This is a genomic window from Streptomyces sp. LS-MS-L19 (assembly GCF_058382285.1).
This window is the reverse complement of sequence record NZ_JBYCLL010000001.1, coordinates 5,922,738-5,937,395: the sequence shown is the minus strand read 5'-3', so window position 1 is coordinate 5,937,395 and position 14,658 is coordinate 5,922,738. Positions and strand designations below refer to the sequence as shown.

The window sequence follows — 14,658 nt, the reverse complement described above, 5'->3', positions numbered from 1 at the left end:
CGCGGCGATCCCGATCGCCGAGCCGAACTGGGTCGCCGTGTGCAGGAGGCCGCTCGCCAGGCCCTGCTCGGACTCGGCGACCCCGTCCGTCGCCGCGATCGTCAGCGGTCCGTACGCCAGCGCAAAGGCGGTGCCCGCGAGGAACAGCGTCGGGAACATCGCGAGGTACGGCCAGTCCATGCCGACGGGCAGGAAGAGGCCGTAGGCGAGCACCGCCAGCAGGAAGCCGCCGACGATCACCCGGACGTTGCCGAAACGGGCGACGAGCCGCGGGGTGAGGGTGGGGGCCAGCACCGCGTCGCAGCCCATGACCACCAGGGCGATCGCGGTCCGCACCGAGGACCAGCCGCGCAGTTCCTGGAGATAGAGCGTCACCACGAACTGGAAGCCGAAGAAGGCCCCGACGAACAGCAGCGCCCCGAGGTCCGCCCGTACGACGGGACCTCTGCGCAGGATCCCGAGCCGCACCAGCGGGTGCGCGGACCGGCGTTCCACGACCACGAACAGGACCCCGAGCAGCAGCGCCGCGAGGGCGGACGCCGCCGTCGACCACCACGCGTCCAGACCGTGTTCCAGGCGTACGACGGCGTAGGCGGCCAGCAGCATGGCGCCGGCGGCGGTCAGGGCGCCGAGCAGGTCGAAGCCGTGTCCGGTCGGGGGCGGGGCGGGCCGGCGCGGGATGAGCCGGAAGGCGGCGATCAGCAGGGCGCCGGCCATGAGCACCGGCGCGAAGAAGACCCAGCGCCAGCCGAGCGCGGTCAGCAGGCCGCCGATCACCAGGCCGAGGGAGAAACCGCCGGCCGCGGTGCCGGCGTACACCAGCAGGGCCTTGTTGCGCTGCTGGCCCTCCTCGTACGACGTGGTGATCAGGGACAGGGCCGCCGGTGTCATGAAGGCGGCGGCCACGCCGGTGACGAAGCGGGCGACGACCAGCATCCAGCCCTCGGTGGCGAGGCCGCCGAGGCCCGAGAAGACGAGGAAGACGGCCAGCCAGAGCAGGAACATCCGGCGGCGTCCGAGCAGGTCGGCGGCGCGGCCGCCGAGCAGGGTGAAGCCGGCGTAGCCGAGCACGTAGGCGCTCATCACCCAGGCCGCGGTGTCGGTCGCGAGGCCCAGGTCGGAGCGGATCGAGGGGATGGCGACGGCCATCATCGCGATGTCGGCGCCCTCCAGGAAGATCGTTCCGCAGAGGACGAGCAGCAGCGCCCAGGCGCGTGCGCCCATGACCACACTCTCCGTCGGTAGGGGTTGCTCGGCCGAGGGTCGGTTCCCTCTCCTTCCATGGGACACCCGGAAGGGCTGTCAGGTACGGCGGATCGATCCCCGACCGGACCGTTTAGGACAGCCCGTGGCCTGATTCGTCGCTATAAGTGACTCCATGACGCAGACCACACCCGCACCCCTGCACTGGAAACTCGTCGTCGACGCCGGTGACCCGCACGCCCAGGCCGACTTCTGGGCCGCCGCCCTGCACTACGAGACCGAGGACAACGACGCCCTGATCCAGCGGCTGCTGGAGCTCGGCGCGCTGCCGCGCGAGGCGACCGTCGAGTACCCCGCCCGGCTGGCCTTCCGGGACCTGGTCGCCGTACGGCATCCGGACGACCCGTACGACAAGGACAGCGGTACCGGTCTGGGGCGGCGGCTGCTCTTCCAGCGCGTGCCGGAGCCGAAGACCGTCAAGAACCGGCTCCACCTCGACCTGCACCCCGGGGAGGGCAGGCGCGCGGCCGAGGTGGAGAGGCTGACGGGACTCGGGGCGAGCGTGCTGCGCGAGGTGAGCGAACCGTCGGGGGCGTGGGTGGTGATGGCTGATCCGGAGGGGAACGAGTTCTGCGTCCACTGATCGCGTTCAGGTCCGTGCTCGCGTCCGGGCCTGTGCTCGCGTCCGGGTCCGTGTTCGCGTCCGGGTCGGGTGAGCCGGTGTACGAACTCCCCTGACCGGATTGCGCTCTTGACGGTGAGTCAACCTCAGCTTCACGATCCAGGCACCATTCGCTGTGGAGTTCCTGTGACTTCAGGGACTCCCATGGAATTCGGAGCCCCCCACATGAAGCTCTCGGTTCCCGGGCGCGTCACGGCCACCGCCGTCGTCGTCGCCGTCTCCCTCCTGGCCGGCGGATCCATAGCCGGCGCGGCCCCCGCGGGAACAACCGCGGTGGCCGCGGCCCCGGACATCCCGGTGGCCAACGTGAAAGCGCATCTGACCCAGCTCCAGTCCATCGCCACCGCCAACGGCGGCAACCGCGCGCACGGCCGGGCCGGCTACAGAGCCTCGCTCGACTACGTGAAGGCCAAGCTGGACGCCGCCGGATTCACCACGACCATCCAGCAGTTCACGTCCTCCGGCCGCACCGGCTACAACCTGATCGCCGACTGGCCGGGCGGCGACACCAACCAGGTGATCATGTCGGGCTCGCACCTCGACAGCGTGACGGCGGGCGCGGGCATCAACGACAACGGCTCTGGTTCGGCGGCCGTCCTGGAGACCGCGCTGGCGGTGTCCCGGGCGGGCTTCCACCCCACCAAGCACCTGCGGTTCGCGTGGTGGGGGGCGGAGGAGCTGGGCCTGGTCGGATCCCGGTACTACGTCAACAGCCTGTCGACGGCGAACCGTTCGAAGATCAGCGGCTACCTCAACTTCGACATGATCGGCTCGCCGAACCCGGGTTACTTCGTCTACGACGACGACCCGGCCATCGAGAAGACCTTCAAGGAGTACTACGCCGGCCTCGGCGTCCCGACCGAGATCGAGACCGAGGGCGACGGCCGCTCCGACCACGCGCCGTTCAAGAACGCGGGCGTGCCGGTGGGCGGGCTGTTCAGCGGGGCGGACTACGTCAAGACGGCGGCGCAGGCGGCCAAGTGGGGCGGGACGTCGGGGCTGGCCTTCGACCGCTGCTACCACTCGTCGTGCGACACGACGGCCAACATCAACGACACGGCGTTGAACCGCAACAGTGACGCGGTGGCGTACGCGGTGTGGGGGCTGTCGCAGTAACACGGCTCCCTGAGCTAGGAGTTGGCGTTCCGTGCGCGTTCCGCGAGGCGGAGCATGCGGGAGCGGGCCGACTCCAGCTTCTCCGGTTCGTCGGCCGCCGGGCCTTCCCCGGCGGCCATCTCCGTCCACAGGGCGATCAGGTCGCCGCCGAGGGCCAGGCCCCGGGACGGATCCCGTACGGCCTTCCACGCGGTGGCCGCGCTCTGCAGGTTGCCGTAGGCCGACTCGGCGTCGCCGGCGCGGTGCTGGATGCCGGCGAGGTCGAGGGAGATGTCCGCGGCCTGCATCGGCTCACCGGCCAAGTAGGCGATGTAGGCGGCGAGTTCACGCACCCGCAGCACGTCGGGGTGCTCGGCGCCGAGGGTCTGCGCCGCCTCGGCGATCACCTCCTGCGCCAACTCCGCGGCAACCTCCGTCCGCCCCTCCCGCACGGCCTCACTGATCCGCTCCACGCCCTCCCCGAGCACAGCCGTGTCCTCGACGACGAGGCCCTCCCCCATCACGGCCTCGGCCACGGCGTCGAACCCCCGCACGGGGGCGGGCTTGGGCTCGGGGTCGTCGAGGAGTTGGGCGGGGGTGAGGAGGGGGGCGGGTGCGGGACGGGGGGTGGGGGTGGTGCCGGGGGCGGGGAGGGGTTGGGGTGGGGTGGGGAGGTTGGTTGAGGGGAGGGGGGTCGGTGATGTGCCGGTGGGGGGCAGGGGGGTGGCGGCGAAGTCCGTTGGGGGGAGGGGGTGTTGCGGGGTGTCGGTGGGGGGTGAGGTGAGGGGGGTCGGAGGCAGGGGCCTCGGGGTGTAGGCGGAGTGGGTCGTGGGGAGCGCCTCGGCGGCGGCTGCGGGGCGTGCGTCCATGACGGGGGGCGGGCCGAACGTGCCTGTGGGGGGTACGGCGGTGCCGGGGGGTGGGGGCGAGTCCTGCGGCGGGGTGGAGGCCGGGGGCGGGGTGGAATCCGCGGGCCGAACCGGAGCCGAGATGTGGTCCGGGCTCGGGGTGGAGGGCCCCGACTGGGCTGGGGACCCGGTGGGAGCCACGAGCGCGGACGGAGCGGGAGGCACGGCCAGGGTCGAGGGCCCGGCAGCAGCCGCAGGCGGAGCGGAAGGCGCGGCCTGGACCGAGGACCCGGTCGGAGTCGCAGGCGGCGCGGAAGGCGACAGCTGGACCGAGGACCCGGCAGCAGCCCCAGGCGGAGCGGAAGGCGACAGCTGGACCGAGGACCCAGCAGCAGCCGCAGGCGGCGCGGAAGGCGACACCTTGGCCGAGGACCCAGCAGCAGCCCCAGGCGGCGCGGAAGGCGGCACCTGGGCCGGGGGTTCGGTGGGAGTCGAAGGCGGGGTGTGCGGCTCGTTGTCGGGGGTGTCGGCTGGGGTCGGGAACACCCGGTGGGTCGTCGGGAGGAGGACCGGGCCGCTCGGGGCCTCGAAGGCCTCCGGGGCGTCGTGGACCGGCTCCGCGCGCGAAGGGATCCTCACCGGGTCCGCGGTGAAGCGGCTGGCGCCGTCCGTGGCGATCTCCAGAGGGACCACCCAGCCGATGCGGGCGTCGTGGATCGTGGCGTGGACGGGGTGGCCCGAGGTGCGGGCGAGGTGGTGGAGGTGGGTCAGGACGGCCTGGTGGAGTTCCTCACCGGCAGGCGCCGTGACCGTCGTTCCGGCCACCGTCGCGCACTCGCCCGTCTGCGGGACGCGGACGTCGATCGGGGTCGTCCCCCACTGCTGTTCCCGCTTCTTGTCGCGGCTGAGTCGAGACATCTCATCCCTCACGGTCGTGCACGTACTGTCGAGTCTCTCCGCTCGCCCCCGGTCCTCACGTCACCGTGATGTCACAGGCCTGTTCCAGGAGCTGCGGGACGGGTGGGATGACAGGGCCGGGGCGCGGGCATGCGCACCGACGGACGGCGAGAGGCGGAGAACGTGCAGCGACAGGGGCCGGAGATCTGGATCCGCGGGCCGGTGCCCCCGGCCGGGAGGCGGTTCTCGTGGGTCGGTACCCATGGTGGCGCCGGCGTCTCCACCCTGGCCACCGTCTACGGCGGTCACGACAGCGGACGGGACTGGCCGGGCCCCGGCGCTCCGGCCTCCGTCCTGCTCGTCGCCCGCACGCACGCCACCGGTCTGCTCGCCGTCCGCCGTGCCCTGGAGGGCTTCCGGCACGGGGAGCACCCCCCGGGCCTCGACCTCGACGCCGTCGTGCTCGTCGCGGACGCCCCCGGGCGACTCCCCCGGCCCCTCGCCGACCGGATCAAGGAGATCGAGTCGGCGGTCGACGTGTACCGGGTGCCCTGGGTCTCCGACTGGCGCCTCGGCGACCTGAGCGGCAAACCACCGCGCGGCACCGACGCCCTGGTCCGGCTCGTCCGGGCCACCACCAACACCCGCTGACGCGTCCCGCCCCCGGCCCGACCGACCCACCCCGCCCACCCCGACCCCGCCCTGAACCCCCTCCTCCGCTCCCCCACCCCACCCTGGACAAGTGGATGCGCACGCATATAATGCACATGCGAGTAATTACCGTACGCACGCCATACGCCGTCCCTCCGGGAGATCTCCATGACGCGCCGCTTCCTGTTCGTGCTCGGCAGCAGCCGCAGCGAGGGCAACTCCGAACTGCTGGCCCGCCGGGCCGCCGAACAACTGCCCTCGGACGTCGAGCAGCAGTGGATCGACCTCGCGGCGCATCCACTGCCCGACTTCGAGGACCTCCGGCACGACACGGACCACGTGCGCCCGACGATCGGCCACACCGCACTGCTCTTCGACGCGACGCTCGCCGCGACCGACATCGTGATCGTCTCGCCCCTCTACTGGTACTCGGTCTCCGCGCACGTCAAGCGCTACCTCGACTACTGGTCGGGCTGGCTGCGCACCCCGGGTGTCGAGTTCAAGGCGACCATGGCGGGACGCACGCTGTGGGGTGTCACCGCGCTCGCCCACGAGGAGGCCGAGGTCGCCGACCCGCTCGTCGGCACCCTGAACAACTCGGCCGCGTACATGGGGATGCGCTTCGGCGGGGTGCTGCTCGGCAACGGCAGCAAGCGCGGTGACGTCCTGAAGGACACCGACGCCCTCACCCGCGCGAAGACGTTCTTCGAGCAGGAGGCCGCACTCGCGCGGTTCCCCTACGAGCAGCTCACGCCGTGATGTCCTTCGCCAGGAACCTCGCCCACGCCGCCGAGCCGAACACCGCCGCGTACAGCGCCTGAAGGCCCAAGTTCTTCACCAGGTCGTCCCAGTAGACCGGTTCTCTCATGAGGTCGGCGAAGGACAGCCAGTAGTGGGAGAAGAAGTACGGCTGGAGGGCGTGGAGCTGGGGGATCTGGTCGAGGATCTGGACCGTGATCAGCAGGCCGACGGTCGTGGCCATGGCCGCGATGCCGCTGTTCGTGAGCGTCGAGATGAACAGGCCCAGGGCCGCCACGCCGATCAGTGACGCGGCCACCACCAGGGCGATCAGCAGAGCTCTGCCCAGCCCCTCCGCGAAGGTGATCCGGGTGCCGGAGATCGTGGTCAGGTCGCCCAGCGGGAAGAGGACGGCGCCCACCGCCAGCGCCGAGAGCGCGACCACGAGGGTGGCGACCAGGCAGAACGTCATCACCGTCGCGTACTTGGTGAGGAGCAGGCGGGTACGGCCCGCGGGGGCGACCAGAAGGTAGCGCAGGGTGCCCGCGTTGGCCTCGCCCGCGATCGCGTCGCCCGCGATGACCCCGATGGCCATCGGGAGGAAGAAGGGGAGGGTCGCCGCGAGGGCGGTGAACACCAGGAACAGGCCGTTGTTGGTGATCTGGGAGATGAAGGCCGGTCCGCCGCCGCCACCCCCTCCGGGGCCCGCCGAGGAGTCGTCGCCGGTCTCGATCTTGACCGCTATGCCCACGAGGATCGGGACGGCTGCGAGTACGGCCAGCAGGGCGAGGGTGCGCCAGCGGCGGAACGTGGTGTGGAGCTCGTTGCGGAAGAGGGTGCCGTAGAAGGTCGTTCGGCGGCTGCGGGTCGTCTGTGGCTTGTCGCGCAGTTCCCCGCGCCCCTGAGGGGCACCCAACTCAGCCTGCGACATCGAAGCCCTCCCCCGTCAGGGCCACGAAGGCGTCCTCCAGGGAGGGGCGTGCCACCGCGAAGCCCCGCACCCGCACGCCGGCTGTCACCAACGCCGCGTTGATGTCGGCGAGTTCATGGTCCGGGGGATCGCAGGTCACCCTCTCCTCGGCCACTGTCACGTCCGACAGACCTCGTTCCTTCAGCACGCGCGCCGCGTCCACCGTGTCCGGAGTCGTCACCACCAGGCGTCCCCTCGCCCCCGCCGCCAGGTCCTCCACCGGGCCCTGGGTGATCAGGCGGCCCTGGGCCATCACCGCCACGTGGGTGCAGACCTGTTCGATCTCGTCCAGGAGGTGGGAGGAGAGGAAGACCGTGGTGCCGTCGGAGGCCAGTTCGCGCACCAGGGAGCGGATCTCCCGCATGCCCTGGGGGTCGAGGCCGTTGGTGGGTTCGTCCAGGACCAGGAGGCGACGGGGCTGGAGCAGAGCCGCCGCCAGGCCCAGTCGCTGTTTCATGCCCAGCGAGTACGCCTTCGCCTTCTTGCCCGCGGCGGCCGCGAGGCCCACCCGGTCCAGGGCCGCCGCCACCCGGGTGGGCCGGGTGCGCGGGTCGGCGGTGGGGTCGGCGGCGTCGTAGCGGACGAGGTTGTCGCGGCCGGAGAGGAAGCCGTAGAGGGCCGGGCCCTCGATGAGGGCGCCCACGTGGGGCAGGACGTTCCGGGAGGCGCGCGGCATGGGGTGGCCCAGCACGCGCGCCGAACCGGAGGTGGGTTCGATCAGGCCCATCAGCATGCGGATGGTGGTGGTCTTGCCGGAGCCGTTGGGGCCGAGGAAGCCGAAGACGCTGCCCGCGGGGACGGTCAGGTCGAGGCCGTCCACGGCGAGCTGTCCGCCGCGGTAGCGCTTGGTGAGGGCGTGGGTGTGGATGACGCTGTCCTCCGCGCCCACGCCACCGCCTGCGCTGTCACCCGATCCCTCCGGATCCGGTTCCGTGGCGGACGGCTGGTCCATCGGCTCCCTCGATTCGTCGTGCCCGTGGGGTCTTACTTGCCGGCGTCCGCCGCCTTCACCAGCGCGTCCTTCGTGACCGCGCCGACGTAGACCTTGCCGTCGTCCGTGATCAGGGCGTTGATCAGGCGGGTCTTGAAGACGGTGCCCTCGCCGAACTTGCCGGAGACCTTGTCGCCGAGCGAGTCCAGGAAGCCGCCGACGTCACCGCCGACCTCGGAGCCGGACGGGACGCCCTGGCCGCCGGTGTCGAAGGTGGCTATGGAGTCCCAGCCGTCCCCGATGACATTGAGCCCCTCGGGGCCGCCCTTGCCGAGCTCGCCGGCGGCGCCCTTGTCGGACTCCTTGCCGAAGTCCTTGCCGAACTCCTCGGCGTGCCCCGGTGCCTTCGAGGCGTCCTGGTCCTTCTCCTCGACCTTGGCGCCCTTGGGCGGGGTGAAGTCGAAGGTGGAGGCGGCCGGCTTGGCGAAGCTGACCTGGGTGAAGCCCGCGTCCACGACGGCGGCGCCGCCGCTCGCCGGGGTGAGGGTGAACTTCAGCGGCAGGCCCGTCTTCGCGTCCACCGCCACCGTGATCTGGCCGACGGTCGTGCCCTCGTCCTTGGGCTTGATGACCAGGCGGTAGGCGTCCCGGCCCGCGACCTGGGCGGTGCCCTGGACCGTCACCGACGTGGTCTTGTCGGCGGCCTTGAGGGCGTCCTCGGCGAGGTCCTTGGGGGTGGCCGGCAGCTCTTCCTTCTGCTTCCCGTCGCGCTCGGAGGCGGTGGTGTGGAAGACCGAGTTGGACTTGCTGTCGTAGCCCCAGACGTCCTTGCCGTTGTGGATGAGGCTGTACTCGGCCGCGTCCTCCAGGAGGGAGACCTTCTGCTTGTCCTCGCCGTCGGCCGCGACCCGCAGGGTGTGCGTGCCGGAGGCGAGCTCGGTGAGCTTGCTCGACGGGTCGGCGGACGAGCCGTCGCCCGAGCCGGAGGGGCCGGCGGAGCCGAGCGAGTTCTCCAGGCCGCCGAGGTCCGGCAGGCCGAGGTCGGTGGTGATCTTCACGGTGCCGGACAGCTGCTGGACGTCCGACGCGGCGATCTTCTCGATGAGTTCCTGTGCGCTGATCTTCGGCAGGTCGGGGTCGCCGGAGTCGGCGAGCGCCGGGACGAGCCCGATGGTCGCCGCCGCGACTCCCACCACCGTGGCCGGCACGACGTAGCGCGCGGCCTTGCGCCGGCGCGCCGCGCGCAGTTCGTCGGCGTCCGCGGCGGTAGCGCTGTCGTCGGATGCGTTCGGTGCCATGTGTGCCTTACCTCCGTCGTCGGCGGCGGCTGTCAACTCCCCTACGTCCACCCCGTAGCCGCCATTCTCACCCGAATCGGTGAGGAGTGGTGTTTTCCGTGGTGTCCATCTGACCAAATCGGCCATGAGCATGCGTCAGCCCACGGAGCCAACTCCGTGTACACCTGGGGTATGACACGACATGCCAACGCCCCCTACGACCCGTAGGGGGCGGTGCCGGTCCTCGTCATGCCAGGGGCCTCAGCCCGCGCGGTGCACCACGGCGTCGCACAGCTCCATCAGGGCCGCCTTCGCGTCGCACTCCCGCAGCGGGGCCAGCGCCGCGCGCGCGTCCTGGGCGTACCGCACGGTGTCCCGGCGGGCCTGTTCGAGGGCGGGGTGGCCGCGCAGCGCGGCCAGCGCCTCGGCGTGCCGGGCGTCGTCGGTGAGGTCGGAGTCCAGGAGCTCGCACAGGGCGATGTCCTCGGCGAGCCCGAGCCGGGCGGCCCGCTCGCGCAGCCGCAGCACCGGCATGGTGGGGATGCCCTCGCGCAGGTCGGTGCCGGGGGTCTTGCCGGACTCGTGGGAGTCGGAGGCGATGTCCAGGACGTCGTCCGCGAGCTGGAAGGCCACGCCGAGGCGCTCGCCGTACTGGGTCAGGACGTCCACGACCGTCTCGTCGGCGCCGGACATCATGGCCCCGAAGCGGCACGAGACGGCGACCAGCGAGCCGGTCTTGCCGCCGAGTACGTCCAGGTAGTGCTCGACCGGGTCGCGGCCGTCCATCGGGCCCGCGGTCTCCAGGATCTGGCCGGTGACCAGGCGTTCGAACGCCTCCGCCTGCACCCGGACCGCCTCGGGGCCGAGGTCGGCGAGGATGTGCGAGGCGCGGGCGAACAGGAAGTCGCCGGTCAGGACGGCCACCGAGTTGCCCCAGCGGGTGTTGGCGCTGTCGACCCCGCGGCGCACGGCGGCCTCGTCCATGACGTCGTCGTGGTACAGCGTCGCGAGGTGGGTCAGCTCCACCACCACGGCCGACGGGACCACGCCCGGCGCATACGGGTCGCCGAACTGGGCGGCGAGCATCACGAGCAGCGGCCGGAACCGCTTTCCGCCCGCCCGCACCAGGTGCTGGGCGGCCTCCGTGATGAAGGGGACCTCGCTCTTGGTGGCCTCGAGCAGTCCCTCCTCGACAGCCGTCATTCCGGCCTGGACATCGGCTTCCAGAGCCTGGTCCCGCACGCTCAGCCCGAACGGCCCGACGACGGTCACGAGGGGTCTCCTGTCTGCTGGTGTCTTCTGGCGGTTATGCGGAATGTCGATAGGTCGCTGCCATCACTCGAGTCAGCGTATCCGGTCACCTTTGGATCACCGATAGCGCCCGCCCCGTCCATGCCAGGCGGTATCGGATCACGACCGGTATGTTTTTGATCACCTGAAAAGAACGGACATCTATCTCCTTATAGGGAAATGATGCACATCCGTACGTCCTTCCCCCACGAGACGACCCACGAGGACGTCCGCATCCCGCTGTCCGACGGGACGCGGCTGTACGCGCGTGTGTGGCGGCCGCTCACTCCCGAACCGGTACCCGCGATCCTCGAATACCTGCCGTACCGCCTCGCCGACCGGACCGCGCCCCACGACCGGCAGCGCCACCCGTGGTACGCGGGCCACGGCTACGCCTCCGTGCGGGTGGACGTGCGCGGGCACGGCGACAGCGAGGGCGTGCCGGGCGACGCGTACTCGGCGACCGAGCTCGCCGACGGGGTCGAGGTCGTCCACTGGCTGGCAGCGCAGCCGTGGTGCGACGGCGGGGTCGGCATGTTCGGCCTCTCCTGGGGCGGCTTCACCTCCCTGCGGATCGCGGCCCTCGCGCCCGAGCCGCTCAGGGCGGTCGTCACCGTCTGCGCCACCGACGACCGCTACGACAACGACGTGCACTACAGCGGAGGTTCCGTCCTCGCGGTGGACACGCACGCGTGGGCGGCGACGATGCTCGCCCACGTGTGCCGGCCGCCGGACCCGCTCCATGTCGGCGACGCCTGGCGGGACATGTGGCTGAAGCGCCTGGAGGCCGTGGAGCCGGTGCTCCACACCTGGCTCGGGCACCAGACCCGGGACGCCTACTGGCGGCACGGCAGCGTCCGCGAGGACTACGGCGCGATCGACGCGGCCGTCCTCGCGGTGGGCGGCTGGCACGACCCGTACCGCGACACGGTCCTCCGGCTCGTCGAGCACCTGCCCGCCGACCGGGTCCGGGGGATCATCGGCCCCTGGTCCCACCAGTACCCGGACCGCGGCCTGCCGCCCGGCCCGGCGATCGGCTTCCTCCAGGAGACCCTGCGCTGGTGGGACCAGCACCTCAAGGGCGTCGACACCGGCGTCATGCGGGAACCGCTGCTGCGTTCCTACGTCAGCGACTCCCACCCCCCGGCGACGGTCTACGGCACCCTGCCCGGCCGCTGGGTCGGCGAGCCCGCCTGGCCCTCCCCCCACGTCACGACGGTGTCGTACGGCCTCCAGGGCCCCGCCGTGCTGGTCCGTTCGCCGCAGCACACGGGGGTGGACGCCGGCCGGTTCGTCCCGTTCGGGAACGACGCCGATCTGCCGCCGGACCAGCGGGAGGAGGACGCCCGCTCGGCCTGCTTCGAGTTCGCGGTGGGCGAGGAGACGTGGGTGCTGGGACGGCCGCGGGTGCGGCTCAGGGTGACCTCGGAGGTGTCGCGCGGGCAGGTCGTCGCGCGGCTGTGCGATGTCGCCCCGGACGGCTCCTCGACACTCGTCACGCGCGGGGTGCTCAACCTGTCGGCGCGCCTCGGCCGGGACCGGGTGGTGCCCTGGGAGCCGGGGGCCACGCAGGAGGTGACCTTCGAGCTGAACGGCGTCGGGCACGCCTTCCCGCCCGGGCACCGGATCCGGCTCGCCGTGTCCTCGGCGTACTGGCCGTGGATCTGGCCGCAGCCCGAGTCGCGGGCGGGCTTCACCGTGGACCCCGCGGGCAGCTTCCTCGAACTGCCGGTCCGCGCGCGTGAGGCGTCCCCGGACATCACGTTCGAGGAGCCGGAGAAGCCCGCGCCGCCGGGGGACACCCGCGGCGTGGCCGCGGACGGATGGAGCCCGGCCACCCTGGACGAGCCGCGCCCCGAGCGCCTGGTCGTGCGTGACGTGGCCAAGGGCGAGTGGCGTCTGGAGGTCGATCCCCGCTACGGCGGCACGCACGTGCACCCCGACGGGCTGGAGTTCACCGAGGACGCGCTGGAGACGTACACGATCGACGAGCAGGACCCGCTGTCCGCCCGCACCCGCTCGGACTGGTCGATCCGGCTGCACCGCCCCGAACTCGCCTGGGACACCACCGTGCGCACCCGCTCGGAGATCAGCTGCGACGGGACGGACTTCTTCACCTCGAACGAGGTGATCTGCACCGACGGCGGCGAGGTGGTCTTCCACCGGACGTGGGAGAAGCGGATCCCACGGACGGCCAGTTGACTATGAGTTGAGCCTCTTGCCCGTTTTGCGCGTCTTGCGCACAGGCGTGATGTGACTCACTCGGGCTGACGGTCCGACGGATATCCGGAATCCATCAATCCGCCTTTTTCGGCGCGCCAGTTGAGGCTTGCGACCGCAAAGGATCAAGTGCCCCAAATGCCCCCGACCAAGGTCAATAGGCACGGCATGTGAATTCGCCACTTGTTCCGGACATGTGCTCTCGCATACGTTCCCGGCCTGTCGGGCGGACGCCGAATCCTGCCGCCGCCCGTACACCCACCGAGAACCACGGCAGGAGCGGGGGACCCAGGTAAGCCGCCGGACCGGGCGTCTTCGGACATACCGGTACGGCTTGGGGTGAAGTCATGCCTTTTACGGGCATGGCCGGGCAACTCCCCGCCCGAACCCGACAGCTCACCTCGCAGGCGACGGAGAGGAATTCGCCATGCCTGCTGCCGCTCAGCACCGCGCTCCCCGCACGAGCCGTCTCGTCCGCAAGCTCGCCATCGCCGGCACCGGAGTCGCCGTACTCGCGCTCCCCCTCATCGGCGCGACCACCGCGTCCGCGGCCACCCCGGCCGTGCAGACCGCGACCACCCTCGGCTACGCCAACAACCTCGACGGCTGGATCCGCGCCTCCCTCGCCGTCATGGCCGAGCACGGCATCCCCGGCTCCTACGACGGCATCTACCGCAACGTCATCCGCGAGTCCTCCGGCAACCCCTACGCCATCAACCTGTGGGACTCCAACGCGGCCGCCGGCACGCCCTCCAAGGGCCTGCTCCAGGTGATCGACCCGACCTTCAACGCCTACCACGTGGCCAACACCTCGTGGGACCCGTACGACCCGGTCGCGAACATCACCGCGGCCTGCAACTACGCGGCCCAGCGGTACGGGTCCATCGACAACGTGTGGGGCGCGTACTAGGAACTACGCCTCACTGAACAGTCTTTCGAGGACGACGGCGATGCCGTCGTCCTCGTTCGACGAGGTCACCTCGTCGGCCACGGCCTTGAGTTCGGGGTGGGCGTTGGCCATCGCGACGCCGTGGGCCGCCCAGTCGAACATGGGGATGTCGTTGGGCATGTCCCCGAAGGCGATCGTCACCTCGGGCCCCAGGCCCAGGTGTTCGGCGGCCAGCGCGAGACCGGTCGCCTTGGTGATGCCGCATGGCTGGAGTTCGACGGTCCCCGGGCCCGACATGGTGACCGTGGCCAGCGAGCCGACCACCGAGCGCGCCGTGACCGCCAACTCGTCGTCGGACAGGTACGGGTGGCGCAGCAGCACCTTGCTGATCGGCTCGCACCACAGGTCGTCGCGGCGGCCGACCCGCACCGCGGGCAGGGTCGGATGGGGCATCAGGTAGCCCGGCTCGATGAGGGTCAGCCCGTCGACACCGTCCTGGTCCACCGCCGCGTACACCTGCCCGACCTCGGCCTCGATCTTCCCGAGCGCGGTCTCGGCCAGCTCCCGGTCCAGGGTCACCGACCACAGCAGACGGTCCGCGCCGGCGTCGTACACCTGCGCGCCCTGCCCGCACACCGCGAGCCCCGTGCTGCCGAGGTCGTCGAGGAGCGGCCGCACTCTGGGCGCCGGCCGTCCTGTCACGACGAGGTGCTGGGCCCCGCGCGCCGCCACCCTCGCGAGCACGGCCAACGACCGGTCGGAGAGGGTGTCGTCGGCGCGGAGCAGCGTGCCGTCCAGGTCGGTGGCGATGAGTGAATATGCGGGGGAGGCGGCCATGATCAGAGAATACGGATGGTTGGCCCCTCCGACTCGACGCGAACCGGACGGCTGCTGCTTTCACATCTGTTGACGGCAGTTCCGGTTCCGGGGGCGTGGAGGGGCGGGTGGGGCCGGACGGCCACTCCCC

Annotated in this window: 12 protein-coding genes, 1 pseudogene and 1 riboswitch; of the genes and pseudogenes, 6 read left to right on the top strand and 7 right to left on the bottom strand. The window is 71.5% G+C overall.

Annotated elements, in window-relative coordinates:
- Nucleotides 1–21: 21 nt before the first annotated feature.
- Nucleotides 22–1,224, bottom strand: a pseudogene (locus tag AC2XR2_RS26525) (MFS transporter); the annotation flags it as partial.
- Between the two features lie 154 nt (nucleotides 1,225–1,378).
- Here AC2XR2_RS26525 and AC2XR2_RS26520 point away from each other — a divergent pair.
- A complete protein-coding gene (locus AC2XR2_RS26520) occupies nucleotides 1,379–1,846 on the top strand; it encodes a VOC family protein (RefSeq protein WP_491516491.1) in 468 nt (155 codons plus the stop codon).
- Nucleotides 1,847–2,050: 204 nt separating this feature from the next.
- Nucleotides 2,051–3,001, top strand: coding sequence for a M28 family metallopeptidase (locus tag AC2XR2_RS26515; protein WP_491516490.1), 951 nt, complete (start codon nucleotides 2,051–2,053; stop codon nucleotides 2,999–3,001).
- A gap of 14 nt (nucleotides 3,002–3,015) precedes the next feature.
- Here the strand turns inward: AC2XR2_RS26515 and AC2XR2_RS26510 are convergent, their stop codons facing one another.
- On the bottom strand, nucleotides 3,016–4,746 hold the full coding sequence (locus AC2XR2_RS26510; protein ID WP_491516489.1) for a hypothetical protein: 1,731 nt from the start codon (nucleotides 4,744–4,746) through the stop codon (nucleotides 3,016–3,018).
- Between the two features lie 129 nt (nucleotides 4,747–4,875).
- Between AC2XR2_RS26510 and AC2XR2_RS26505 the strand changes: the two genes are divergently transcribed.
- Both AC2XR2_RS26505 and AC2XR2_RS26500 read left to right on the top strand, forming a co-directional pair.
- A complete protein-coding gene (locus tag AC2XR2_RS26505) occupies nucleotides 4,876–5,376 on the top strand; it encodes a DUF6668 family protein (RefSeq protein WP_491516488.1) in 501 nt (166 codons plus the stop codon).
- Nucleotides 5,377–5,544: 168 nt separating this feature from the next.
- On the top strand, nucleotides 5,545–6,135 hold the full coding sequence (locus AC2XR2_RS26500; protein WP_491516487.1) for a flavodoxin family protein: 591 nt from the start codon (nucleotides 5,545–5,547) through the stop codon (nucleotides 6,133–6,135).
- On the opposite strand, the gene AC2XR2_RS26495 is transcribed toward AC2XR2_RS26500, so the two are convergent.
- The 4 genes from AC2XR2_RS26495 to AC2XR2_RS26480 form a co-directional block, all read right to left on the bottom strand.
- A complete protein-coding gene (locus AC2XR2_RS26495; protein ID WP_449352405.1) occupies nucleotides 6,125–7,045 on the bottom strand; it encodes an ABC transporter permease in 921 nt (306 codons plus the stop codon). The two genes, AC2XR2_RS26500 and AC2XR2_RS26495, sit on opposite strands and share 11 nt — an antisense overlap.
- Nucleotides 7,032–8,036 carry an ABC transporter ATP-binding protein gene (locus AC2XR2_RS26490; protein WP_491516486.1) on the bottom strand — a complete coding sequence of 335 codons (1,005 nt, stop codon included), beginning with the start codon at nucleotides 8,034–8,036 and terminating at the stop codon, nucleotides 7,032–7,034. The genes AC2XR2_RS26495 and AC2XR2_RS26490 overlap by 14 nt, the downstream gene beginning before the upstream one ends.
- Nucleotides 8,037–8,068: 32 nt before the next feature.
- A complete protein-coding gene (locus AC2XR2_RS26485) occupies nucleotides 8,069–9,313 on the bottom strand; it encodes a LolA family protein (protein ID WP_491516485.1) in 1,245 nt (414 codons plus the stop codon).
- A 240-nt stretch (nucleotides 9,314–9,553) separates the two neighbouring features.
- A complete protein-coding gene (locus AC2XR2_RS26480; RefSeq protein ID WP_381302139.1) occupies nucleotides 9,554–10,564 on the bottom strand; it encodes a polyprenyl synthetase family protein in 1,011 nt (336 codons plus the stop codon).
- Nucleotides 10,565–10,765: 201 nt separating this feature from the next.
- Between AC2XR2_RS26480 and AC2XR2_RS26475 the strand changes: the two genes are divergently transcribed.
- Nucleotides 10,766–12,784, top strand: a complete 2,019-nt coding sequence (locus AC2XR2_RS26475) for a CocE/NonD family hydrolase (RefSeq protein ID WP_491518505.1) — start codon at nucleotides 10,766–10,768, stop codon at nucleotides 12,782–12,784.
- Between the two features lie 267 nt (nucleotides 12,785–13,051).
- Nucleotides 13,052–13,225, top strand: a riboswitch (cyclic di-AMP (ydaO/yuaA leader).
- 4 nt (nucleotides 13,226–13,229) lie between these two features.
- Nucleotides 13,230–13,712, top strand: a complete 483-nt coding sequence (locus tag AC2XR2_RS26470) for a transglycosylase SLT domain-containing protein (RefSeq protein WP_330265064.1) — start codon at nucleotides 13,230–13,232, stop codon at nucleotides 13,710–13,712.
- 3 nt (nucleotides 13,713–13,715) lie between these two features.
- Here the strand turns inward: AC2XR2_RS26470 and AC2XR2_RS26465 are convergent, their stop codons facing one another.
- Nucleotides 13,716–14,528: an HAD family hydrolase gene (locus tag AC2XR2_RS26465; RefSeq protein ID WP_491516484.1), complete on the bottom strand. Its 813-nt coding sequence runs from the start codon at nucleotides 14,526–14,528 to the stop codon at nucleotides 13,716–13,718.
- Nucleotides 14,529–14,658 lie beyond the last annotated feature (130 nt).

Coding starts and splice junctions, on each gene's coding strand:
- AC2XR2_RS26520 (WP_491516491.1), top strand. CDS start 1,379: ATGACGCAGACCACACCCGCACCCCTGCACTGGAAACTCGTCGTCGAC.
- AC2XR2_RS26515 (WP_491516490.1), top strand. CDS start 2,051: ATGAAGCTCTCGGTTCCCGGGCGCGTCACGGCCACCGCCGTCGTCGTC.
- AC2XR2_RS26510 (WP_491516489.1), bottom strand. CDS start 4,746: ATGTCTCGACTCAGCCGCGACAAGAAGCGGGAACAGCAGTGGGGGACG.
- AC2XR2_RS26505 (WP_491516488.1), top strand. CDS start 4,876: ATGCGCACCGACGGACGGCGAGAGGCGGAGAACGTGCAGCGACAGGGG.
- AC2XR2_RS26500 (WP_491516487.1), top strand. CDS start 5,545: ATGACGCGCCGCTTCCTGTTCGTGCTCGGCAGCAGCCGCAGCGAGGGC.
- AC2XR2_RS26495 (WP_449352405.1), bottom strand. CDS start 7,045: ATGTCGCAGGCTGAGTTGGGTGCCCCTCAGGGGCGCGGGGAACTGCGC.
- AC2XR2_RS26490 (WP_491516486.1), bottom strand. CDS start 8,036: ATGGACCAGCCGTCCGCCACGGAACCGGATCCGGAGGGATCGGGTGAC.
- AC2XR2_RS26485 (WP_491516485.1), bottom strand. CDS start 9,313: ATGGCACCGAACGCATCCGACGACAGCGCTACCGCCGCGGACGCCGAC.
- AC2XR2_RS26475 (WP_491518505.1), top strand. CDS start 10,766: ATGCACATCCGTACGTCCTTCCCCCACGAGACGACCCACGAGGACGTC.
- AC2XR2_RS26470 (WP_330265064.1), top strand. CDS start 13,230: ATGCCTGCTGCCGCTCAGCACCGCGCTCCCCGCACGAGCCGTCTCGTC.
- AC2XR2_RS26465 (WP_491516484.1), bottom strand. CDS start 14,528: ATGGCCGCCTCCCCCGCATATTCACTCATCGCCACCGACCTGGACGGC.